At 61.1% G+C, this 22,238-nt stretch carries 19 protein-coding genes; 7 read left to right on the top strand and 12 right to left on the bottom strand.

Annotated elements, in window-relative coordinates:
* Positions 1 to 204: 204 nt before the first annotated feature.
* From HUU46_03270 to lexA, 5 genes are all read right to left on the bottom strand, one after another.
* Positions 205 to 966, bottom strand: coding sequence for a hypothetical protein (locus tag HUU46_03270; protein ID NUM52644.1), 762 nt, complete (start codon positions 964 to 966; stop codon positions 205 to 207).
* Complete coding sequence (locus HUU46_03265; protein ID NUM52643.1) at positions 966 to 1,595, bottom strand: RNA polymerase sigma factor; 630 nt, start codon at positions 1,593 to 1,595, stop codon at positions 966 to 968. Before HUU46_03265 ends, HUU46_03270 begins: the two co-directional genes overlap by 1 nt.
* Before the next feature lie 120 nt (positions 1,596 to 1,715).
* Positions 1,716 to 3,239 (bottom strand): hypothetical protein, encoded by a 1,524-nt coding sequence (locus tag HUU46_03260; protein NUM52642.1) that lies wholly within the window; start codon positions 3,237 to 3,239, stop codon positions 1,716 to 1,718.
* A gap of 185 nt (positions 3,240 to 3,424) precedes the next feature.
* Positions 3,425 to 4,093, bottom strand: coding sequence for an OmpA family protein (locus HUU46_03255; GenBank protein ID NUM52641.1), 669 nt, complete (start codon positions 4,091 to 4,093; stop codon positions 3,425 to 3,427).
* 396 nt (positions 4,094 to 4,489) lie between these two features.
* Entirely contained in the window at positions 4,490 to 5,107 is a 618-nt protein-coding gene (gene lexA, locus HUU46_03250) for a transcriptional repressor LexA (protein NUM52640.1), read from the bottom strand.
* Positions 5,108 to 5,262: 155 nt separating this feature from the next.
* Here lexA and HUU46_03245 point away from each other — a divergent pair, with 155 nt between their 5' ends.
* Entirely contained in the window at positions 5,263 to 5,946 is a 684-nt protein-coding gene (locus HUU46_03245; GenBank protein NUM52639.1) for a hypothetical protein, read from the top strand.
* 437 nt (positions 5,947 to 6,383) lie between these two features.
* Here HUU46_03245 and HUU46_03240 read toward each other — a convergent pair whose 3' ends face one another.
* The gene (locus HUU46_03240; GenBank protein ID NUM52638.1) at positions 6,384 to 7,886 is read right to left on the bottom strand and encodes a multicopper oxidase family protein; all 1,503 of its coding nucleotides are present in this window, start codon (positions 7,884 to 7,886) and stop codon (positions 6,384 to 6,386) included.
* A gap of 135 nt (positions 7,887 to 8,021) precedes the next feature.
* On the opposite strand from HUU46_03240, the gene HUU46_03235 reads away from it, so the two are divergent.
* The 5 genes from HUU46_03235 to recQ all read left to right on the top strand — a co-directional run bounded on the left by HUU46_03235 (position 8,022) and on the right by recQ (position 13,651).
* Positions 8,022 to 8,558, top strand: coding sequence for an NUDIX domain-containing protein (locus HUU46_03235; protein NUM52637.1), 537 nt, complete (start codon positions 8,022 to 8,024; stop codon positions 8,556 to 8,558).
* Between the two features lie 113 nt (positions 8,559 to 8,671).
* On the top strand, positions 8,672 to 9,079 hold the full coding sequence (locus HUU46_03230) for a transmembrane 220 family protein (protein ID NUM52636.1): 408 nt from the start codon (positions 8,672 to 8,674) through the stop codon (positions 9,077 to 9,079).
* Between the two features lie 2 nt (positions 9,080 to 9,081).
* On the top strand, positions 9,082 to 10,443 hold the full coding sequence (locus HUU46_03225; GenBank protein NUM52635.1) for a hypothetical protein: 1,362 nt from the start codon (positions 9,082 to 9,084) through the stop codon (positions 10,441 to 10,443).
* A gap of 6 nt (positions 10,444 to 10,449) precedes the next feature.
* The gene (locus HUU46_03220; protein NUM52634.1) at positions 10,450 to 11,508 is read left to right on the top strand and encodes a DUF2920 family protein; all 1,059 of its coding nucleotides are present in this window, start codon (positions 10,450 to 10,452) and stop codon (positions 11,506 to 11,508) included.
* Positions 11,501 to 13,651, top strand: coding sequence for a DNA helicase RecQ (gene recQ / locus HUU46_03215; GenBank protein ID NUM52633.1), 2,151 nt, complete (start codon positions 11,501 to 11,503; stop codon positions 13,649 to 13,651). Before HUU46_03220 ends, recQ begins: the two co-directional genes overlap by 8 nt.
* Before the next feature lie 83 nt (positions 13,652 to 13,734).
* Here recQ and HUU46_03210 read toward each other — a convergent pair whose 3' ends face one another.
* Positions 13,735 to 15,747: a right-handed parallel beta-helix repeat-containing protein gene (locus HUU46_03210; protein ID NUM52632.1), complete on the bottom strand. Its 2,013-nt coding sequence runs from the start codon at positions 15,745 to 15,747 to the stop codon at positions 13,735 to 13,737.
* Positions 15,748 to 15,749: 2 nt separating this feature from the next.
* The gene (locus tag HUU46_03205) at positions 15,750 to 17,021 is read right to left on the bottom strand and encodes a Gfo/Idh/MocA family oxidoreductase (protein ID NUM52631.1); all 1,272 of its coding nucleotides are present in this window, start codon (positions 17,019 to 17,021) and stop codon (positions 15,750 to 15,752) included.
* A gap of 255 nt (positions 17,022 to 17,276) precedes the next feature.
* On the opposite strand from HUU46_03205, the gene HUU46_03200 reads away from it, so the two are divergent.
* Positions 17,277 to 17,627, top strand: coding sequence for a hypothetical protein (locus HUU46_03200; GenBank protein NUM52630.1), 351 nt, complete (start codon positions 17,277 to 17,279; stop codon positions 17,625 to 17,627).
* Positions 17,628 to 17,748: 121 nt separating this feature from the next.
* Here HUU46_03200 and HUU46_03195 read toward each other — a convergent pair whose 3' ends face one another.
* The 4 genes from HUU46_03195 to HUU46_03180 form a co-directional block, all read right to left on the bottom strand.
* Positions 17,749 to 18,534: a hypothetical protein gene (locus tag HUU46_03195; GenBank protein ID NUM52629.1), complete on the bottom strand. Its 786-nt coding sequence runs from the start codon at positions 18,532 to 18,534 to the stop codon at positions 17,749 to 17,751.
* On the bottom strand, positions 18,524 to 19,318 hold the full coding sequence (locus HUU46_03190) for a hypothetical protein (protein ID NUM52628.1): 795 nt from the start codon (positions 19,316 to 19,318) through the stop codon (positions 18,524 to 18,526). Before HUU46_03190 ends, HUU46_03195 begins: the two co-directional genes overlap by 11 nt.
* Positions 19,319 to 19,331: 13 nt before the next feature.
* Positions 19,332 to 21,080, bottom strand: a complete 1,749-nt coding sequence (locus HUU46_03185; GenBank protein ID NUM52627.1) for a carbon starvation protein A — start codon at positions 21,078 to 21,080, stop codon at positions 19,332 to 19,334.
* 62 nt (positions 21,081 to 21,142) lie between these two features.
* On the bottom strand, positions 21,143 to 22,066 hold the full coding sequence (locus HUU46_03180) for a redoxin domain-containing protein (GenBank protein NUM52626.1): 924 nt from the start codon (positions 22,064 to 22,066) through the stop codon (positions 21,143 to 21,145).
* Positions 22,067 to 22,238: the final 172 nt, after the last annotated feature.

Here is a 22,238-nt window from a genome sequence, read left to right as displayed (position 1 = left end):
GCTCCGTCCGAGCCAAGAGTCAGGGCCAGTTGCCCAAGTCGGCTCGGACGGAGCCTCGCCCCACCCGATAATCCCTTCCTGATGTCTTTGTACAGGCTCTACTGGTTCCCGTCAATCGATTTTGTAGATGTTTGTAGCGCCCGGTCTCCGTGCCGGGCGGTATTCCACGTGACTGGGACCGCCAAATTCAAATGACGCAGACCACTACGCCGATTCTTCCGGTTCGGTCAGATAGTCCAGCAGACCCAGCGCCTCGTGCCGGCCGACCAGCGCGGTCACGTAGTCGCCCACGCGGCGCGACACCTGAATGGTGCCCTCGGCCATCGCGTCGCCAATCTCGCGCGCAGTCTCGCCGCCTTTCTTCGCGACGACGACTTTCAGCGGCCGTCCGCAGCAGTTGAACAGCAGTTCCATGACGTCCTCGCCGCGGTTCTTCGCCGGCCGCATTCCGAGCAGCACGCGCGGGGTATGGTGGTCGCCGGGAATCTGCACGTCCGCGGTGGTCATCGCAAGGTCGAAGCCGTGCTCCTTGAAATACGCGTTCACGTCGTCGGTTTCGTGCCCTTCCAATTCCGCCAGTGCCTGAAGCATCTCGACGGTTGTTCCTTTCTCCATCGCAAGGATCGAGGGGGTTTGCGTCGTGTTGTAGTTGATCAGCAGGCCCGCCATCGTCAGCGCAAGCATGGCGGCGAGCGCGGTCACCGCGTACTTCCAGTTTCGCCGTGGCCTGAACTCGGCTACAGGCGACACCTTCGCACCGACGGCCGCCATCGTGCGCTGCCACAACTCGTCCGGGCACTTCGCGCCGCCCGCCAGGCGCTCGCCGATTGCGCGCTCGAACTTGATCTCGCCCGCGAGATTGACCTTTTGCTCCGGCGTCAGCGACTGGTCGAGTTCCGCGGCTTCTGCCGCGGACAATTCGCCGTCCAGGTACGCCGTCACCAGTTTCTCGTGATTAGTCGCCATTACATCGTCCCTCTTTCTGATTGCTGCGTCGCCCCAGGTGTTTGCCGAGGGACCAACCGTGGAAACGACCGGACCACTCCCGCCTCGACGGCGTAATCCAGCAGTTCCTTGCGCAGTTTCGCCCGCCCGCGCGACAGGTGGGTCATCACCGTCCCCACGGGCATTTCCAGAATCTCCGCGATCTCCTGGTAGGAGAACCGTTCAACCGAGCGCAACAGGATGCACGCGCGCTCCGCCGTCGACAGCTTGCGGAACGCGTGTACGATTTCGTCGCCGCACTCCTCGAGGAAGGCGGCGGGGTCCTTGAGCACGTCGCCGTACCCCGGCTGCTCCTGCAGGGCTATCATGCCTGCTTCGGCGGACTCAAGAGGCGCCATCGCCCGGCCGGTCTCCCGGTTCGCGACGTAGCACTTATTCGTAATGATCCGGTAGACCCAGGCGCGGAAGTTCGTGCCGGGAGTAAACTTATGGTAGTTCTCCAGCGCCGAAAGCACGGCCGACTGGAAGACGTCGTCAGCCATGTTCGAATCCCACAGCGTGCGAACCACGTACCGGTAGAATTCATCCCGGTATCGCTCGACCTGGGACATAAACTCCTGCGCGGTCTCGCGCGCAACCGCCGCGCTCATCCGACTAACTCAATCGTTTTCAGTGACATAGCTCGTACCCACGTTTGCGAGACACGTCCGACTGCCACCCATCTATTCAGGAAACCATCCATTCAATGTCGCAACCGCATTTCCCGCCAGTCACCGGGACGGCGTCTGGAAGCCATCGACTTGGAGCTCGGCCCACACAATCTTACGCACTTCCGAGACAGGGGCCGGCGAGACCGTAACGACATTGACGCCGGGTTTCGCCGCCGACTCCGGTACGGCAAACCGCATTACGCGGTTCGCACCCACGATAGATTCCGGGGGAGCATCCACGGAAAGGAAATCGCAGTGTACGCCATTGATCGAAAGTTGGTTTGGCGCTCCGTCCCGATCCGTAACGCCAAGTAGAACGATCGCCTTGCCACCTTCCGGCACATTGCCGATAAAGAATCGAATCTCACCGTGACTGTCGATCGGCAACTGCGCGTTGTTCGACACGCCCTCGGGCACGGTGTCGCGATACGTCGCAACGTACCGGCGCGGTCGCGTCGTGACAAACTCCGGCGTGAGTCCTTTTTCAAGGAGTGCCCGATACGCCTCGACTCCGCCCAGTATCGGCGCGGGGTCCATGTAGTTGAACAGATACAACGCGTCTGCGCCGCGCGCCCACGCGCCCGACGCAAAGCCGTAGACGGACGCAAGATCGTTGAGCACCGCCTCGCCGCCGGGGTACGCCCGCACCAGCACTTCCGTTCCCGGTGCGATCAGGACGCGATCGTCCGCGTCGCCGATGCGCTTCTTCCACTCCTCCACCGGAATGTCGAAATCCGCCGTCGCCCAGAACGGCGTCGGGACGAGCACGTCGATCAACCCTTCGCGCGCCCAGCGCACGCCGTCCATGCCGAGACCGATCGCCGCGTCGGGATCGGCGGGCACGCGTGCGCCGAGTTGAATTCTGTGTCCGCGTTTCCTCGACCATTCGTCCGTCAGCGTGCGCGCATCGCGCATGAACTGCGTGAGGACCTCTGCACCCACGCGTTCGTGGCCCGCGCGAAAGTGATACCCGAAACGCATCCAATCCAACTCGATGCCGTCGGGATCGTAGCGATCGAGCAATTCCGCAACGAACGCCATATTGTGTTCGCGCACCGCGGGCATCGCGTAGTTCAGGGCGCGATCCGTCCAACTTCCTTTTGGTTCGTGCGGCACGCGCCAGCATTCCGGATGCTCGAGCCAGAACGTGCTGTGCATGTAGTTCGTCGTGTCGTCGACGTCGTGCACGTCGTTCATGCGCATCGTGAGCCACGGCGAAATCGATTTCTCGCGGCACCGCGCGATCCACACAGCATACGGATCGAGCCCGCGCTCGTGCAGCAACCGCGCGTTGTCGACCCACGCGCGCGCGAACGGAATGTCCGCGGGCACCACTTGATTCCCTACGTCCCAGATATCGTCGCGCGTATTCGAGTCGAAGCTCGCGCGCATCGCGTTCGGGTTGAGGAAAAGGTGCGTCACGCACGTGTTCGCGTATTGATCGACAAACGCATGCAAGCCCTCAATCGTCATGTCCTCCGCCTTGCGCGATCCGAAGAAATGACTGTTGTCCTCGTTCAGGATGACGATCGGTCTATCGGCTGCGGCGGCGATCACCGCCGCAAATATAAGAATTGCATTCACAGACGGTGTACCTCGGCCCGTTTCATCGTATCGGTCGCACGGGGCCCGCAGGTCTTATGGAGTCCCATCGCTCGCATTGCTCCCATCACTCCCATTCTTCCCGCCGCAGCCTGCCGCGCGCAAAAAAAGAACCGGCCCGGCGGGTGCTGCCCGCCGGGCCGGAGTATCGTTGGCTCGATGCGCGCTTAGTTGACGATCGTGATATCGAACTGTGCGCGACGGTTCAGTTTGCGGTTCGCGGCGCCGTCGTTCGCTACCGCCGGGGCGGATTCGCCCTTGCTCACGGTCGACACGCGGCCCGCGTCAATACCGTTTTCAACCATGTAGCTCTTCACGGCGTCCGCACGGCGCTGGCCAAGGCCCATGTTGTACTCGTCCGTGCCGATGTCGCACGTGTGACCTTCGATCACGACCGTGTCCTTCTCGTGCGCCTTCATTTCGGCAACGACTTGATCCACGACCGCCTTGCCTTCCGGCTTCAACACGGACTTGTCGAAGTCGAACAGGACGTTGTTGAATACCGGCTTGGTGCGGATGGTTTCTGGAGCCGGCGGAGGCGTCGGCGCTGGAGGCGTAGGAGGCGTCGGCTTCTCCCAGCAGTGATACACGACGCCGCGGTTACCCCACAGCTCCGTGTCGCCGCTGTTCGATGCCGGTTCCGTCGGCCACCACCAGTAGCACGAACGCGGCTCGCCGCCGCAAATCGCCGCACCGGTGTCAGGCTGGGGTTCGGGCGTCGCGCCGCTGTTCCCCCACCATGAGAAATCATCCCACTGTTTGGGGCCACAGTCAGCGGCCGATGCAACCCCCGCGAGGAGCATCACAGCCACCACCCCGATAAAAAGCTTCTTCATTTGGTCATCTCCCTTCTTCCGCTGGCAAATTACATTGCGGCTTACATTTAACCACAAAGGAACATGCCTGTCAAGAACGCTGACAGTACCGGAGAAAGATTTTTCCGGGCCAAACAGCGAGGGAACCGACCCCCGATTTTCGGCCACGATTGTCCTTTCCGCGCCACTAGAATACCAAATATATACCGGCAGGTACAAGAGAAAAGTGAGAACGTCAGGCAGTTTTGAAGTGTGAAATATGCGATGACTGGGGGCTTGGGAAGGAACGACCTGCATTCATTGATAGAACAGCGAATTTGCGTGTGGGCATCGAGGGCGTATTGGGGCGGCGGGCCTCGGTGTGGCTGGCGCAGATGAAAGAAGCGCGGCGCTGTCTCGCGACGAATTCCTACATCGTTACGAAAGGCTGCGCTGAAGGCCGACGACGACGCCCTGGATTTGAACCATGCGCGCGGGGAAGTGCATGGGTTGCATGGTCGAGTTGGACGGGCGGAGTTCGATCGTATCGCCATTCCGGTAGAAGCGTTTTACCGTGGCGTCGTCTTCGACGAGCGCGACGACGATGTCGCCCGCTTTGGGCCGCAGTTCGGGATTCACGATGATTGTATCGCCATCGAAGATGCCGTCCTCGATCATACTGTCGCCCTGCACTTTGAGCGCGAACGCCCCGGGCCGGGTCATGGACGCCGCGACGGGGATGTGGGTTTCGATGTTCTCTTCGGCGAGGATGGGTGCGCCCGCGGCGATGCGGCCGAGCACGGGCAGCATGCCTACGTCGGTCTGGTAAACGCCTGCCGCGGCTTTTTCGAGCACGTGGATTGACCGCGCCTTCGACGAGCGCTCGATGTACCCCTTTTTCTCGAGCGCTACGAGGTGGTCGTTCACGCCGTTTGTGGACGTGATGTCGAATTTTGCGCCGATTTCGGCGATTGTCGGTGGCATTCCGTTGTCACGGATGCACTGGATGATGAATTGCAGGATCGCCTGCTGCCGCTTGGTCAACCCCTTGGCCATGTCACATCTCCGTAATCTGAATTAAATTCCAGTCTTATTTAATCAGGTCTTATCGATTTTGTCAAGGCTCGAGGCGAGAGCGTCGCGCCTGAGTCCCGCGGAAAGGGCTGGCACGGGCTTTGCTCGATCCACTGCGAATTCAGGAGGTTTGCGCCATGCCGATTCCGATCATCGAAGGCATCCAGTTGTTTAACGCCGCACGCGGATTGATCCAGGAAATTCGCGGGAAGGGGCAATCCGCGCCGGCGCAAACCACGCCAAAAACTGTGCAAATACCGGAGTCAGCGTTCGCACAGCTCTTGCGCGCGCAGCTCCGATCACAACAGGCGCCGACGGTCGTCTTCGCGCAAAAGGCGGGTGAGACCGATACCACAACGACCACCACCGCAGGGCCGGTAAAGACGCGGATCGAGGAGCTAATTGCCCAGTACGAGTCAGAACTTTCCGAGTTGCGGGAGCAGCTTGGCAGTGCGTTCGAGAACAACCTGATCGACACGGCGCAAGAACTGGACCTGACCCTGGGCGCGGACGGGAGCGTGACCGTCGCGAACGATCATCCAAACAAGACGCAGATCGACGCGCTGTTCGCGGCGCATCCGATGTTGCGATACGGGTTTGCGCGGTTGGCGTCGAGTGCGAGCATGATCGAGACGAGCCTCGATACGTTCCCGCCGGGCCTGCGGAACTTCGGGAATCCCGCGCAGTCGGTAACTGATTTCGGTTCGCTGCTCGCGGGCGAAAATGCGCCGTCGCAATTCCACCTGGTCTTGGGGCCCGAGGGGATTCGGACGTATTTTGGATCGGACACGAGCGGGGAGACCGAGACGGTTGCTGCGTGAGTTTGGGGTAGTCCGAATTGGTAAGCCAAAGGACCGAAAGGGCGAAAACGACCTGAAGGGCGCAGCGCAACTGGTTTTCTGGTGCGCTTTTAGGTAAGGACGGTTACGCGGCTGTACGTAGTCCGGGGAATGCACTGCGCCTCGCGCGGTTCAAGATTGCGTGAACGTATTGCAGGGAAATGCGCCTCAAATGTACATCCCCCTAAATCCCCCGTCTAAGGGGAACTCAATTCCAACCAAACGGCGTCGTTTCGCCAATCCTACTGAACAACACCATGCTAAACGGTTTCGCTGCGCAAAGCTCGCAGTCCCCCTTTGAAGGGGGATTTAGGGGGATGTTACCGCGGCACGTGCATTCTTGAATGGGCTTAGTGGAATACCGCCCGGCACGGAGACCGGGCGCTACAAACATCAACAAAATCGATTGACGGGAACCATTAGAGTTTTTCCACTACTTTGAAGTTCGCCATCATGCCAAGGTCCTCGTGGGTGAGGATATGGCAGTGGAAGACGGACTTTCCGACGATGTCGTTGAACCGGATGCGAATTCGCACGATGCCGAAACCGGGCACAATGACGGTGTCCTGCCAGCGTTTGGGCTTCACAGGGTTGCCGCTGATTTGGGTTACCTGGAACGGGAACGTGTGCAGGTGGAACGGATGCTCGTGCGACGTGGCGCTGGTCACTATCCATTCTTCGACGGCGCCGAGGGGGATGGTCTCGTCGATCCGTTCGGGATCGAAGAGTTGACCATTGATGGCGAAGACGGGGAACATCTCGCCTGGCGGTACGGATTCTACGCTGAACGAGATCGCGCGGATGTTCTCGACCTCGTCGTCCTCGATGAATTCGAGCGATGACGGCGTGGGGAGTCCGGCCGGTAGCGGCATGTCCATGGCGGAACCCTGGACCTTGATCGTCGCCAGGATTTCTTCCTCCATTTCACCGTGACCCTGATCGTGCGCGTGCATGCGCAGGTAGTACGTGCCTTCCGCACCTGCCTTCACGAGCACGTCAGCGCGGTTGCCCGGCGCGAGGAGGATCATTTCCATTTCTTCGGGTTTCTTGAACGAAATGCCGTCCATGGCGATTTGGTGAAACACGTGGTCGTCCAGTCCGAGCGGCGTGAACTGATCGACGCCAGCCTGGACAATGCGCCAACGCTGGACTTCGCCCGGGTGCATGATGATGGTCGGGTTCACCTGACCGTTGATCGTGTGCTGGAGAACGCTGCCGGGAAACGACGCGTGTTCGCCTTCGTGGAAGGCGTGTTCGTCGAGGAGGGGTGTTTCACCGTTTTCGTCGATGCGGATTTCCTGGAGAATAAGGACGTGTTCCTTGGCTTCCGCAACCTCGGGGACTTCGTCGGCGCCGCCTTCGATGATGAGCGCGCCGCCCATGCCGCCCAGCATCTGTACCGTGACGGAGCCGTGGTGGTGGGGATGGTACCAGTAGGTACCGGTGGGATGATCCTCCGGGATAGCGATTTCGACCATGTTGGTTTCGCCAGGCATGAACTGGCGGTATGGATTGTCCGAGATGCCTTTGGGGGATACGTGCAGGCCGTGCGAGTGGAAGTTTGTGATGTTGAACCCGCCCGGAATGTTGTGATCCACCATGCCCTTCATGTGTCCGCCGTCTTCATCGTCGGGCAGGGCGTTGTGGATATGCAGGCGCAGAGTGTCGCCGGGTTTCACGCGCAAGGTCGGGCCGGGAATGCAGCCCTCGTAGGTGCGCGAACGCAGCCACATGTCGCCGATTCGATTTCGCGCAAAACAGACGCGCAGGTCCGTATCGAGGAGGCCGCCCACCGAACGGCGGGCACGAACGGTGCGGAGCAGATCGGCAAGGGGGCAACCGCTTAGGATTGGCAGCGCGATACCGGCGATGACGAATTGGCCACCGCGCTTGAGAAATTGACGACGATTCATGTCCACCATGGAATAGCTCCTCCCGCCCCCCGCAAGGCAAGTTTATCGCGACCGGATCACTACTATTTCACGTGGGCGAGGCGGTCCGCAAGGGCACGCAGGTCCATTGTGTTTCGGACCGGCCGGTTGTTAGCATGACGGCGTATGAGCATGACTTTTACGCCGCTGGCTTGGAACTTTTGCCCGATTTGCGGTGCGCCGCTCGAACCGGCGCACGACGGCCAGAGCGACCGGCCCCACTGTTCCGCGTGCAATCGGTTTTACTACTCCAATCCGACGCCTGCGGCGTGTTGCCTGGTGACGCGGGGCAGCGAAATTCTGTTCGTGCAGAGGGCGGTCGAACCGTGCAGGGGGATGTGGAGTTTGCCGGGTGGCTTCGTCGAACTGTACGAATCGCCGGAGGAAGCGGCGCGGCGCGAACTGGAAGAGGAAACAGGGTTGCGGGCACAGCGGCTGCACCTGTTGGGCACGAACGCGCAGAAGAGCAGGTTCGGCGCGGTCTTGGTTATCGCCTATACCGTGGACGAATGGGAAGGCGACCTCGTGGCCGGGTCTGACGCGATGGACGCGGGGTTCTACGCGGCGGACGTACGCCCGGCGCTTGCGTTTCAGGCGCACCGCGATTTTCTCGCGCGGTACGATGCGCTCGGAGAGGCGGGGCACCCGCTGTTGCCGCTGTGACAGGCGCACGGGCATCTTGCCCGTGATTGTGGGGCAGTACGCGCGTGCGAGGACCCGCGTGCGAGACGCCCGTGCTCCTTTGCAGACACATAAGGCGATATGGGAGAAACGCAATGCGAATCGTTTCGATCATCATGTTTGTACTGCTGCTGTTGTGTATCGCGGTGCAGTACAACGATCCCGACGGATGGGTTTGGGTGCTCATCTACGCGGTCGGGACCATTGTGACGTGGCAGGCGATTCGCGGGAAATACACCGCGTGGGCGCCGGCGGCAATGATCTTCTATTTCGCGGCGGCGCTGTTTTGGACACCGAAGGAAATGGTCGAGCATCCGGAGAATCTGTTGCTCGATTTGCGCATGCACGAGAAGGGCGTCGAAGAAGTGCGCGAAGACATCGGGCTGTATCTGTGCGCGATTTGGATGCTCGTGCTGACTGTGATGTGGTGGCTGAACCGAAAAAAGACCTCGCCGTCTCCGCCCGATCCCGCGCAGGATGACGCGATAGACAAGGCAGCGTGAGCATGCGCATGCGCGTGGCTGCGTGTTTGCACATGCTGTTCGCGGCGCTGCCCGCGTGCGCGGCGTTCGAGCTTGCGGCATTTCGCGCGGACGTGACGATTCCGCTGGGGCACGCGTGCATGGGCGGCGGCATATTGCCCGCGCAGCAGATTATTGATCCGCTCGAAGCGTTGGGCGTTGTCATCCTCGGCGGCAAGAAGCCGATCGTTTTGGTGTCGGTGGATTGGTGCGAGATTCGCAATGACGCTTACGACCGCTTTCGCGACGTGCTCGCCGACGCCGCGTCCACGTCGCGCGATCGCGTGCTGATATCGTGCACGCACGTTCACGACGCGCCCGTGGTGGATTTCACCGCGCAGAGACTGCTCGACGAACAGGGACTGCACCGGTCGTTGTGCGACGCGAAATTCGCGGAGGAGTGTTTTCAACGCACGGCGGCGGCGCTGCACGAGGCGATGAACTCCGCGCAGCCGATCACCCACTACGGCGTGGGAATGGCGGAGATCAAGGAACTCGCGTCGAACCGGCGCTGCGTGATGCCGGACGGGACAGTGAACTACCACCGGACCAGTTCGACCGCCGACCCGGCCTTGCGCGCGACGGATGCCGGCGAAAACGATCCGGTGCTGCGGACACTGAGTTTTTGGGACGGCGACAAACCTGTTGCGGCGCTCCACGCGTTCGCCATCCATCCGATGAGTTACTACGGGAAGGGTGGCGTGTCCGCGGATTTTCCGGGCATCGCGCGGCGCGCGCGGCAGGCGGAAATGCCGGATGTGTTCCAAATCTACTTCTCCGGGTGCAGCGGCGATGTTGTCGCGGGGAAGTGGAATGACGGCGCGCCGGAAAACCGTCAGGTGCTCGCGGACAAGATTCACGGCGGCATGAAAGCGGCGTGGGACAACATGGAGAAATTTCCGATCGAGACGATCGCGTTTCGCGCCGCGCCGATGACGCTCGAGCCGAAATCGTCCGCGGGATACACGGAAGCGGAGTTAAGGGCGCAAATCGGCGACGCTTCGTTGAAAACGTTTAAGCGCAATCTCGCGGCGATGGGATTGAGCTGGAAGATGCGACACGACGCGGGTCAACCGATCGAGACACCGTGCGTCGATTTTGGCAAGGCGAAATTCTTACTGATGCCGGCGGAGGCGTTCGTCGGCTATCAGCTCATGGCGCAACACCTGGATCGCAACAGTTTTGTGTTTACCGCCGGTTACGGCGAATGTGCGCCGGGGTACATTCCGACCGCGTTTTCGTCGAGCGAAGGGTTCAACGACGCGCAGGACTGGTGCTGGGTCGCGCCGAACGTGGAAGAGCCAATGAAGCGCGCGATGGCGGAAGCGCTGGGCGTAGCGAAGTAGACCTCTATGCTGGCCGAGATCGTCGTCGCGTGGATTTGCGTGAGCGCCTTTCCGCCATTGCCCGTCCACGACGATACAGTTACGTTGCCCGCGCAGAATTGGGAATTCGCGCCCGGCCCGCGTGAGATTGCGGTTTACATTCACTATCCCGGCGGTGGTCTCCGGAATGTAAATCCGTCGACCGGCTTGATGCTTTGCCTGCACAATTGGGGCGGCAGTGGATCGGATGGCGCGCCGAATCCTGCGCAGGTTGCGGATCGGTACGATGTGATCGCGATCGGTGTGGATTATCTGCAGAGCGGGAAGTGGGACCCGGCGGCAGGCTTGCCGTACGACTTCGGCTATCTGCAGGCGCTCGACGCGTTGCGCGCGCTGCACTACGTGTTCCAGTCGCTCGACGACGCCAAGACGCCGTTCGCGCGCGGGCGCATCTACGCGACGGGCGGGTCCGGCGGCGGCAACGTGGCGTTGATGGCGAACAAACTTGCGCCGCGGACGTTCGCGTGCGTGGTGGACATTAGCGGCATGGCGAGACTGACCGACGACATAGCGTTTGGACTGCCGGGCGGAAGCGAACTGAACGCGGGGTACTCGCGCGACCCGAACTCGATCGCGTACCTCGCCCGGCACGCTCAAGAACTGCGCGACATCGGAAATCCACAGCACCTCGCTGATACGGCGCGACTACGGACCCATACAAAGGTAGTCATCGTGCATGGCGCGGACGATGCGGTTTGTCCGGCGGAAGACGCCGTTCGAATGGCGAAGAACTTCGAGAGCGCCGGCGTGAGCGTCGATCTGCGCGTCATAACGCAAGACGATATTGATGGTGATGCAATCACGGGCACGGGCCATGCACTGGGCGATCGCACGAAACTGTTGTTCCGGTTTGGCGATTCATACATGCGTCCCGAATCGAAGCACATGCGCGCGATAGGGGGAAAAACGGACTTTGAACTTCGCGACGTTGTGCGGCTCTCAGTGACAGGCGGCACATACACGATCGATTATGCCGAGGGGTATCCGGTCTCCCGGTTTAATCCGTCGAAGGCTAACGGTGAATGAGCGCGCCGTGTTGATCAAAACGCTAAAACGCTACTGGGGCTACGACACGCTGCGCCCGTTGCAGGGCGACGCGATTGCGTGCGCGCTCGACGGGCGCGACTCGGTCGTAGTGCTGCCGACGGGTGGCGGCAAATCGCTTTGTTTCCAGTTGCCGGCGTTGGTGCGTCCGGGCATGGCGATTGTCGTGTCGCCGTTGATTTCGTTGATGAAGGACCAAGTCGACGCGTTGAAGGGGAATGGCGCGCCGGCGGAGTGCATTCACAGCGGCATGACGCTGGGCGAGAAGCAGGCGGTCGATCGCGCGATACGCTCGGGCGCGGTGAAACTGCTGTACGTGTCGCCGGAACGGCTGGTGCAACCTCAATTCATCGAATACGTCCGGGCGTTCGGCGTGTCGTTCATTGCGATCGACGAGGCGCATTGCATCAGTCATTGGGGCCACGACTTTCGTCCGGAGTACCGTCAACTGCGCGTGCTGCGCGACGCGTTTCCGGGCGTGGCGCTTCATGCATTCACCGCGACGGCGACACCGCAGGTACGCCGGGACATCATTGTCGAACTCGCACTGAAAGACCCGCACATCATCGTGGGGTCATTCGATCGGCCAAACCTCGTGTATCGTTCGGTGCGGCGCGAGGCTTTGATCACGCAGGTGCGCACCGTGATCGACAACCGCGCCGGCGACTCGGGCCTGATTTATTCCATCAGCCGCAAGAGCGTCGACGATCTGTGCGCGAGCCTGCGCGGGCTCGGGTACAAGGCGCTGCCGTATCACGCGGGGATGACCGATGCGGACCGCAAGCGCAATCAGGAGGCGTTCTCGCGCGACGAGGCGAGCATTATCGTCGCGACGGTCGCGTTCGGCATGGGGATCGACAAGTCGAATGTGCGGTACGTAATTCATGCGGGCCTGCCGAAATCCATCGAGCATTATCAACAAGAGACGGGCCGCGCCGGGCGCGACGGTCTCGAATCGGAATGCTGGCTGTTCTATTCGTACGCAGATTTCATGCTGTGGAAGAACATCATCGAAAAGGAAAACGGCGAAGGCGCGGCAGTGGCGCTGGCGAAGCTGGAGGATATGCTGCAGTTCGCCAAACGCCATCAATGCCGCAGACGAGCCGTGCTCGCGTATTTTGGCGAACGGTACGAGAAGTCGAATTGCGGCGCGTGCGACGTGTGCCTCGACGACACCGAGGCGGACGCACAGTCCGCGGACATTGCACGGACGATTCTCGGTTGCGTACGGCAGATCGGGGATTACGCGGGGCCGACGTTCACAATGCAGGTGCTTGCGGGGTCGAAGGAGGATCGCGTGGTGTCCAGCCGTGCGTCGCGGTCGCCGTCGTATGGTGCGCTGCGCAACGATACGGAAGCGACGATACGCAACTGGATCGAACAATTGGTGGACCAGGGCTACCTCGTCAAGTCTGGGCAGTACAATATTTTGAGCGAAGGACCGCGCGCGGCCAATGACCCGGAGCTTGCAGGTGCGCGGTTGACAACGGCTGCCAAGCCCGCGGCGCGCCTCCGCAAGCAGGCGGCGAAGCCGGGGCATCCGGTCGATCGCGAGTTGTTCGAGCGGTTGCGCGTGTTGCGCAAGTGCATCGCCGACGAACGGAGTGTCGCGGCGTTTCTCATTCTGAGCGATGTGTCGCTGAACGACATGGCCGTGAAGAAACCCGTCACGCTCGCGGCATTGCGCAATGTGAGTGGCCTCGGCGAGCGCAAGGCCAAGGATTTTGGGTCGATGTTTGTCGCGGCGATTCGAGAGTTTTGCGAGGCGCGGGGAATCGAGGGAGGCCAAACCGCTGCGCTGCCGGCGCGTGCGCCAAAGCCGGCGAAGCTGAATTCACAGGACGCCGCGAACAGGCTGTTCGCCCAACGGCGGAGTATCGAGGACGTATGCGAGGCGATGCAGCGCGCGCGGACGACCGTCGAGGCCTACCTTGCCGTGTACGTGGACTCGGCCGGGATTTCCGACCCCGAACCGTGGGCCAGCGTCGAGACGCTCGAGCGCGTACGCGCGGCCGCGGCGGACTCGGAGGACGGACGGCTCAAACCGATTTTCGACAAGCTGAACGGGGAGGTGCCGTACCTGCAGATTCGGGTATGTCTGGCGTGCATCCGGAACGGCGGTTGAAATTCTTGGGCGCAAGAGAATACAAGGCTCGCAAAGAGGAGGAATCCACAGATCCTGCCATGCGTCGTGTACGGCTTTATGGGTTAGTTCTTGCGGCCGATCTTCTCAATCGGAATCGGTTTGAAACCGAGCGCGATGACGGGCGAATCCGGTTTGAGCGTGAAGTCGAGTTTCGCAGCGTCTACGAACCCGGGGTCGCCTTCGGTGAAGTTGTCCTTGATTTCGAGGTAGGGCGTTTCTTCGGTGAGGCCGTCGGTGAGATCGAGCCAGTTGGAGCCGACGTTGATGTTGCGAACGACTTTGTTCCCTTTGGCGAGGGCGGGTTCGTCGGTCAGGAGCGTTTTTAGTTCGGGGTACTTGTCGGTGTAGGGAGGCAGATCGCCGTTGACGTCCTTCATGCGGTCGAAGAGCGTCGTGGTTTCGCCGTTGAAGTAATTCTTCGCCCAGCCGATCCCGCGCTGATCGATGTGTACGCCTGTGCCGCAGTCGATGAAGATGTTGTTCTCGATCGTGTTGTCGCGTCCGCCGCCGACGAGGACGCCGCGCCGCGCGCCTTGGCAGATGTTTCCGTAGACCATGACGCCGCTGGTCCAGTCGTCGAGGTAGACGGCCTGCACGTCGCCGTGGCCCAATTCGTGCATGAAGTTGTATCGGACGATGTTTCCGCGCTGCGTCCAGTCGCGGCCCATGTAGAACGCGCCCGCGTCGTGCGTTTCCATGCAGACGTGGTGAATTTCGTTGTACTCGATGATGTGATCGTTTCCGCCAAGGCCAATGGCCATGTGCGGCGCGTTGTAGATGAGGTTGTGCGTGACGGTATTGCCCACGCCGTTCACGTGGACGGCGGCCGTGTAGGTGCGCGCGCGGCGCCCGAAGTCGTGAATTTCGTTGTTGTCGGCGAAGAGCCGCGCGGGCGTCAGCGTGGCGCGGTCGCCGCCGGAGATCGAGACGCCGCCCGCGCCGAGGTTGTACATCACGCAATTCGCCACGCCGTTGTCCGTGCCGCCGCCAATACTGATGCCCGAGTCGCCGAGATTCGCAAAGGTGCAATTCTCGAACCGCACGTGGTTGCTGTTTTGCACCACCGCACCCTCGCCCCGCGTAAACTCGATCGCGAAGCCGCGAATGGCGAGGTGGCTCGCGCCCTCGATTTTGAAGATGGGTTGCTCGGCGAGGGAGACGTTTAACACGTCGTCATCGTTGGGAGGCCAGACATAGAGCATGCCCGCCGCACGATCAACGAAGTACTCGCCGGGCCTATCCAGTTCTTCGAGAACGTTCAGGACAAAGTAGCGCGCGCCTTCTTTATATCCGTAGACACCGTGCGGAGGGACGGTCGCGATTTCTTTCGTTTCCAGATTGATTGACGCGACTCTCTCGCTCGAATCCGCCCAGTCCCAGGTCCAATACCCATGCACCCAGATGTCGTCGTGAATCGTCCAATTCTTGGGGCGATCGCCATCGTAGGTGAACTTGCCGCCGTCTTTTCCCGCGGGCACAGCGGCGATCTTCGCCCAGTCGTCGTTAGGCCACCGTGCAAGCGTGAGGGGCTCACCGTCCGCGAACACTTCGAGCGGGGCAATGCCCGCGCCAAGACCGAAGCCGATCCGCTTGAGCGTGCCGTAGTCCGAAATCCCGGCAGTTTTCAAATCGTATTGGCGCACTTTTCCGCGCGCATCGTCGGAGGGCAGTCGCCGCGCAATGTCCTCGCCAAGAGGCACCGGCGCGGAAAGTGCGCGGCCCCCGGAAAGGACTGAAGCGCCGTCGCCGTAGGCCGTGTACACAACTGGCGACTGTTCCGACCCGCCATCCTGCGCACTCAGGTCGAACGATGCCGTGCGCTCATACGTTCCCGGAAGCACCCGGACCTCGATCCGTCCCGGTTTCAGCCGCGCGCGCGGGCGAATGTCGCGAAGGAGGTCGCGGGCGCGTTCGAGCGTGGCGACAGGGCCGTCGGAATTCTCGGCATTTGGCGCCTGCGCCGTTCCGGACCACGCATCGTTTCCATTCGGCGCTACGTAGACCACGAGCGCCGGTTCATCGGCCACACAACACAATGCAAAAAGACAAAGCCCAACAACTGCGGCAGATTTCATTACTACACCTCGACCAATTCGTATCCCTTGCGGTACTCGCGCGTGAAAAGTTTGTTCGCCTCGTCGTCATTGATACATTCGACTTTCTCGGTGTCGAGATTGAGCTTGCGCCCGACGCGGGTCGCGACGTTGCCGAGCAGCGACAACTGCGACGACAAGACGCCTTCGGAAATCGGCGCGTTGAGTTTCGAGGGGTCGTTCGCTTTGACACAATCGAGGAAGTTTCGGACGTTCGCGGCGAGATCGGGCCCCGTTCCGAAGAGTTTTGGTTCCGCATCGATCAGTTTAACGGTCGTGCCGTGGCGCCCGATTTCGAGCGTTCCCTTGTCGCCGTAGTACACGACCCCGTTGTCGTGGCCTTCGAGCAAGTAATCCGTCCAGAGACGCATTTCGAAGATGAGGTAACACTCGTCGTATTCGTAGGTGACGATCTGCGTGTCGGGGGTTTCGTGATCGTCGTCGTAAAACAACTGGCCGCCGGACGCGCTCACCGCTTTTGGCAGGCCAACGCCGAGGCCCCAGCGGGCGACGTCGACCTGGTGCACGCCGTCGTTGCCGATGTCGCCCGTGCCGTAGTCCCAGTGCCAGTGCCAATTGTAATGAAAGCGGTTCTCGGAGAATGGCCGCACCGGGGCCGGGCCGAGCCACATGTCGTAGTTGAGGCCGGCGGGTGGATCGCTGTCGGGCTTGCGCCCTATTGACCCGCGAAACTGGTGGTTGATTGCTTTGGCCACGCGCACCTTGCCTATGACGCCGTCGCGCAGCATCTTGACGCCCTCCTGCGTGGACGGCGTGCTGCGGTATTGGGTGCCATGCTGCACGCAGAGGCCGGTTTTTTTCTGCGCGGCGGCGAGGAGCACGCCTTCGCGCACGTTGTGGCAGCAGGGTTTCTCGACGTACACGTGCTTGCCCGCCTTCAATGCCGCAAGGGCAACGGGCGTATGCCAGTGATCGGGAGTGGCGATGCTGACGCTGTGAATGCTCTCATCTTTCAGCAGTTCGCGAAAGTCCTCGTATTGTTTTACGGGGGCCTTTCCGGACAGCGCTTTTGCGATCTGCTCGCGCCGCGCCGTATCAACATCGGCAATGGCAACAACGTCGCAATCGTCCATCGAGGAAAACACCTTTGCATGGCTTCCACCCTGCCCGCCCGTGCCGATGACGGCGTGCCGCACACGATCGCCCGTTGCGGCCTGGGAGACGGCGGAAGCCGCGTACATCGCCGCTGCGGCGCCGGACGACTGAATGAAAGAACGGCGAGATAACATTGGCATGACACAGTGCTCCTTTAGATAGAGTTGGCTGCAAGCCCGAACCACTATACGACACCAATGGCGGGGCGTGCTACGTACATTTTTCGGAGGGGAAAGTCGTCTGATTTCGGTAGTCCATTGTCACGAATCGCTATCGTATTAATGAAACTCGAATTGATAAACGGTAACCTGCTAGGCTTGCGCTATGAGACGTGACGGTTGGGCAACGTCGCACCGAGTTTTCAACGTGGTAACTTAAGAGCGGGAGTAACAATCATGGCAAAGAAGGCGAAAACTTCCAAAAAGCGGGCCAAGCGCCGCAGCGGCGAACAGGTGCAAGAATTGCTGTCGCAAGTGGAGGTCCTGAAAAAGGCGGGTGAGCCGTTGATGAAGGCGCTTGCGAAACTTGGCATATCGTACAGCAACTACAACTACTGGGTGAAGAAGCGCGGCGGGACGGGCGCGGGCCGCGGTAAAGGGCGCGCCGCGGGCGGTACACGAGGCGGTGTATTCTCCGTGCTCGATGAAATGCGCGCGAACCGTGCCGCGCGACACGAGTTGGAAAAGCAGATGCGCGCACTCGATACGAAGTTCAACCAGCTTAAGTTCAAACTCAGCCGCAGTTAGTATGGTCATTCCATAGGCCGTTTCAGCGCCCTTGTAGGGAACGCAGGGGCGCTGTTCTTTTGAAACTGGAACTCGACACAAGTAACGGGAGATGTCGCACAGCCGAACACGCAAAACGTAGTTACAGTTTTCCTTCGCGCTTCCACGCCGCGACGGTGCGTGATCGGCGGACGGCCTGCGCGGCCTTCACGCGGGCGAACCAGACATCGAACGGGGTATCGTTGCCGGGAAGCATCGCGCGCACGAACGGGGCAAGGTCATCGTCGCCGCAGCGATCGATAAATGAATCGTACAATTGCACGTGTAGCTGGAACCGGCGTGATTCATCCAGGTCCTCGCCCAAGACAATTCCATCCAGGTCGATGAAAAAGAACTTCTCTCCGTCGGGGGTAAGTATGTTTTTCCCCGCCAAGTCAGTATGAATTGCGCCTGTCGCGGTTAACGCGTTCACGGCATCGGCAATTCGCTTCAAATATTCGTTCAGGACGTCGGGCGCCCCGCCGCGGCGCACCAATTCATCGTAGTAATGTTCGACATCCCGGCAACCGCCGATGTACTCGGTGATTGTTGCGTGCCGCCAGATTAGTCCCGCGCTGCCCCACTCGACGTGCGCGACCGGCCGCGCCGCGGGGATTCCGTGGTCCGCGAGGAAAAGCGCGGCGCGCCAACCGCGGCGATATCGGGCGCGCTGGGCGGTGTGTTTAATCAATTGAACAATGATCGGGCCTTCACTCGATTTGATGACGAATGCCCCGACGCGTTTCGTGCACGACTTCTCGTTGCGCTTCAATATTTCGCCGGGCTGGTTAACGACATCGCGCACGGCTGCAAGCGGAACGTCCACGCGGCGCCATACGCGCATCCGGCCGGTACGTTCAAAGACAACGCTGTCCGTTTCAGGTGACATGTGCGCCCGCGCGACGGTTCAGCGCGTCCGACAGCGCGCCCTTGATCTCGTATGCCGTCTCGAGCCAGGCGGGCACGTCAAGTGGTCCGTACCCGCGCAGAATGTGCTCGAAGTCTGTCACGCGCAGTCCGCGTTTCAGAAAGGAGCGGCGCAGCCGCAGCATGTTGCGCGCGCGGTCGAGTTGCGATACTGCGGTCACGCGCGCGTTGTCGAAGTCAACGAAATAGATCGATGGTCCGCCGGAGGCGTCGCGCGCAACCAAGATATTCCCAACATGCAGATCGGCGTGGTACACGCACAGGTCGTGCATGCGGCGAATGAGTGCGCCGACGGTTTCCAACAGTTTCGCGCTCGATTCATCCTGATTCGCCAAATACTCGGCAAGGTTTCTGGCATCGATGTACTGGGTCGCGATCGCGCCGGTGTACAGAAGGCTTCGCCGCTTCCACACGACGCCCAGCGGATCGGGCACGGGAAAATCCGCGTTGAATAGACGGTTCAGGATGTCCCATTCGTGCAGGGGCCGGTTCGTCAACGTGCCTTCGCGGAAGTGGCGCCCCACGATGCCCCCGCGACGGTATTCGCGCAGAATCCCCTTGCGGAGCAGCACGGGGAACGTGTAGAGCCCGCCGCGCCCCATGGCCTTCATGGGTTCGCAGCGCCATCGGTCCAACAGCGCGCGCATAACGGTGGCGTGCTGTGCGCGAGTGGCGAAGCCGCGCTCGTTGCCGCGCTGAAACGTGCAGTATCGCTCGAAGGTCTTGTCGCCGGGGGAATCGGCCACAGTGCGCGGCCCGTCACGCGCCGAGCGCCGGCGCGGGTTGCGGCGAAATTGGCGCGCCCGGCGTCGCGCGGAACGACCGCGCCGCCTCGACCAGTACGAGCGCGGCGAGTGCTACGAGAACGAGCGCGACCCACGGCACGGGATCGCTCGGGATGCCCTTCGATTTCCAGTCCGGCGTGAAGAAGCCGTTGCGCACGAATATGAGTAGCGCCCATGTGCTCATTACGTACATGAACGCGGTCGGCGCGCCGACGACCCAGAACACCCAGCGGGCACGGTAGGTGCGCCACAACCACACGGTGATGCCGATGAGCGTGAGCGCGGCGAGCAGTTGGTTGCTCGCGCCGAAGAGGCCCCAGAACACCTGCCAGGCGGGCTTGGCCTTGCCGCTCACGGGATCGACGTGTGACTGCATGACGAACAACATCGGCGTGCCCGCGGTAATCGCGGTAGCGATCCAGCGGCCCGCGCTGTCCTTCAAGCCGGTTAACTCTTGAAGGATGTATCGGCCCAGCCGCGTGCAGACGTCGAGCGTGTCGTACACGAACGTGGTGAACGCGAGCATACCGAAGGCGAGACCCACGGATTCCGGAATGCGCATCACGCCAAGAAACGATGCGAGCCCCTTCGCGTAAATGAAACTTGGCTCCTTGATGCCCGCGGCCTGTTCTTTCGTCAGCATCATCACGCAGCACAGCGACACGACAGCGACCATGCCTTCGAGCAGCATCGCGCCGTAGCCAATTACCTTTGCGTCGGTTTCCGCGCGCAACTGTTTCGACGTGGTGCCCGAGGCGATGATCGAGTGGAACCCGGAACACGCGCCGCACGCGATAGTAATAAACAGGACCGGCACGAGCATTGAGCCGTTCGCGGCAGTCCACCCGATGAATGCGGGATACTCCGTCGATTTGCCGCCGAGCAGCAGGCCCAACGCGCCGCCGCCCAGCGCGAAGTAGAGGAAATATCCGCCCAGGTGCCCACGCGGTTGCAGCAGGAACCACAGCGGCACGAGCGACGCGACGAAACAATACGCGAGGAGGATTACGTCCCACGCCTTGTGCGCCTGGTCCTTCGACAGATTCAGCATTTCGCCGAGATCGAAGGGAATGCTTTGGCCCAGCACGATGGACAATGCGACCAGCGGAAGGAAGATAATTGTCGCCCACCCGAGCGACAAGCGCGTGTAACGCAGCAGCAATCCCATGACGATCGGCAGCGCCAAGTACATGAGCGACGAACTGGCGACACCTGCGCCGCTGAACGTCTGGTTATTGTCCAGCGTCAGATCGTTCACAAACGACGCCGCAACGATGTCCGTGAACGCGACGACAATGTACACCAACGCAATCCAGATGAACGTGAGAAACAAGACGTAGGACCGGCGCGACATGTGGACGCGGACGACTTCGGCGATGCTGCGCGCCTTGTGCCGCACGGACGCGACGAGCGCGGTGATGTCGTGCACACCGCCGATGAAGATGCTGCCGAGAAGAATCCAGATCAGCGCGGGGACCCAGCCAAACATGATCCCCGCGAGAATCGGCCCCACAATGGGACCGGCCGCCGCGATCGCGGAGAAGTGCTGGCTCATGAGGAACTTGGGCTCGATGGGCGCGTAATCGATATCGTCGCGCAACTCGACGGCGGGCGTCACGGCGTTCGCGTCGAGGCGCAGCAGGCGCGCGAGCATGCCGCCGTATACGCGGTAGGCAACCACGAGCAGCACGCCGGAGAAGAGCACTATGGGCAGCAGATACATCGAGATTCCCAATCGAACGCCGAATCTCGAAAATATAGCACTCGACTACGCGGGCGGCAAAGTTACTTGGGCGCCTGGCCGTTCTGATACGAATCGAGCGTCTTCTGCAACTCGGCTTTCATCTGCTCCGAACTCGCCAATGCGACCGCTTTCTGCTGATGCGAAATCGCGCCCTTGACGTCGCCCGTTTCGTACAGGGCCCGCGCATACGTATCCATTATCGCCGCGTCCTTTTCCTTCGAACCGTCAACAGCAACCTTCGCCATCCGCAGCGCCAGCGGATAATTGTGCAGCGACTTGTTCTCGTACGTGAGCAGCGTCCAAGCGACGGCGTTGAGCAGCCGCGGCTCATCGGAGTACGTCTTCAGAATCTCTTCGGCTGACGCGTTTAGTTTGTCCTTGTCGCCGGCGTTCATGGCCGTCTCGAACCGGCCCATCGTTTCCATCATCTGCGCGCGCCGCGCCTCGCGCTGCTTGGCTTTCTCGACGGTGTACGACCCGTCGAGCACGCCCTCGATCACTTCCTCGAGTTCGGCCATGGGATGGCCCACCCACACAATACGCGCCTGTTTGTCGATCACAAACGCCGTGGGAATTCCCCGTTGGTCGAACGCGTCCATGTACTTCTCGTGCGTCTTCCGCGACGGATCGATCGCTACGGCATAGTCCATCGCCGCGCCCTGCTGCTCGACGAACGGACGCACCGTATCGGCCTCCTCATCGCTCACTCCGATAAACACCACGCCCTTGTCCTTGAACTTCTTCTGCAGTTCAGTCAGGTGCGGGATACTCACCCGGCACGGCCCACACCACGTCGCCCAAAACTCAACCACGTAGATTTTGTCCCCGGGCGCGATTGTCACGGGGGCGCCCTTCACCCATTGATCAATGGAAAGCGCCGGGGCAGCCATGCCCAGCTCGGCGGCCATGGCTGGCGCCGCCGCGGCGAACAGTGCGGCAACCAATGTCGAGATTCGGATTCGCATATCGAAAGTGGCCTCCATAAGTGGAAACACCCGTAGGGCGACAGTGCTACCCCGCGGGATATGCTCCATCGGATCATACATTCTGGGCACGATTCGTTCCATGTCGGCCGTAATTCGCGATCCTGCCGCGTGCAAGCCCGTCCTGGTTCGGCTATAATGGCGGCGGTTGTGC

It is taken from the genome of Candidatus Hydrogenedentota bacterium (assembly GCA_013359265.1).
Lineage (GTDB): Bacteria > Hydrogenedentota > Hydrogenedentia > Hydrogenedentales > SLHB01 > JABWCD01.
Note: the sequence above shows the minus strand (reverse complement) of the source record. Positions and strands in the feature narration are given on the sequence as shown.

What these genes read in the sequence shown, in the direction of transcription:
- HUU46_03265 (NUM52643.1), bottom strand. Translation starts at nt 1,595, where the DNA reads ATGAGCGCGGCGGTTGCGCGCGAGACCGCGCAGGAGTTTATGTCCCAG.
- HUU46_03245 (NUM52639.1), top strand. Translation starts at nt 5,263, where the DNA reads ATGCCGATTCCGATCATCGAAGGCATCCAGTTGTTTAACGCCGCACGC.
- HUU46_03185 (NUM52627.1), bottom strand. Translation starts at nt 21,080, where the DNA reads ATGTATCTGCTGCCCATAGTGCTCTTCTCCGGCGTGCTGCTCGTGGTT.
- HUU46_03180 (NUM52626.1), bottom strand. Translation starts at nt 22,066, where the DNA reads ATGCGAATCCGAATCTCGACATTGGTTGCCGCACTGTTCGCCGCGGCG.
- HUU46_03200 (NUM52630.1), top strand. Translation starts at nt 17,277, where the DNA reads ATGGCAAAGAAGGCGAAAACTTCCAAAAAGCGGGCCAAGCGCCGCAGC.
- HUU46_03220 (NUM52634.1), top strand. Translation starts at nt 10,450, where the DNA reads ATGCTGGCCGAGATCGTCGTCGCGTGGATTTGCGTGAGCGCCTTTCCG.
- HUU46_03210 (NUM52632.1), bottom strand. Translation starts at nt 15,747, where the DNA reads ATGAAATCTGCCGCAGTTGTTGGGCTTTGTCTTTTTGCATTGTGTTGT.
- lexA (NUM52640.1), bottom strand. Translation starts at nt 5,107, where the DNA reads ATGGCCAAGGGGTTGACCAAGCGGCAGCAGGCGATCCTGCAATTCATC.
- HUU46_03205 (NUM52631.1), bottom strand. Translation starts at nt 17,021, where the DNA reads ATGCCAATGTTATCTCGCCGTTCTTTCATTCAGTCGTCCGGCGCCGCA.
- HUU46_03225 (NUM52635.1), top strand. Translation starts at nt 9,082, where the DNA reads ATGCGCATGCGCGTGGCTGCGTGTTTGCACATGCTGTTCGCGGCGCTG.
- HUU46_03235 (NUM52637.1), top strand. Translation starts at nt 8,022, where the DNA reads ATGAGCATGACTTTTACGCCGCTGGCTTGGAACTTTTGCCCGATTTGC.
- HUU46_03255 (NUM52641.1), bottom strand. Translation starts at nt 4,093, where the DNA reads ATGAAGAAGCTTTTTATCGGGGTGGTGGCTGTGATGCTCCTCGCGGGG.
- HUU46_03230 (NUM52636.1), top strand. Translation starts at nt 8,672, where the DNA reads ATGCGAATCGTTTCGATCATCATGTTTGTACTGCTGCTGTTGTGTATC.
- HUU46_03240 (NUM52638.1), bottom strand. Translation starts at nt 7,886, where the DNA reads ATGGTGGACATGAATCGTCGTCAATTTCTCAAGCGCGGTGGCCAATTC.
- HUU46_03195 (NUM52629.1), bottom strand. Translation starts at nt 18,534, where the DNA reads ATGTCACCTGAAACGGACAGCGTTGTCTTTGAACGTACCGGCCGGATG.
- HUU46_03270 (NUM52644.1), bottom strand. Translation starts at nt 966, where the DNA reads ATGGCGACTAATCACGAGAAACTGGTGACGGCGTACCTGGACGGCGAA.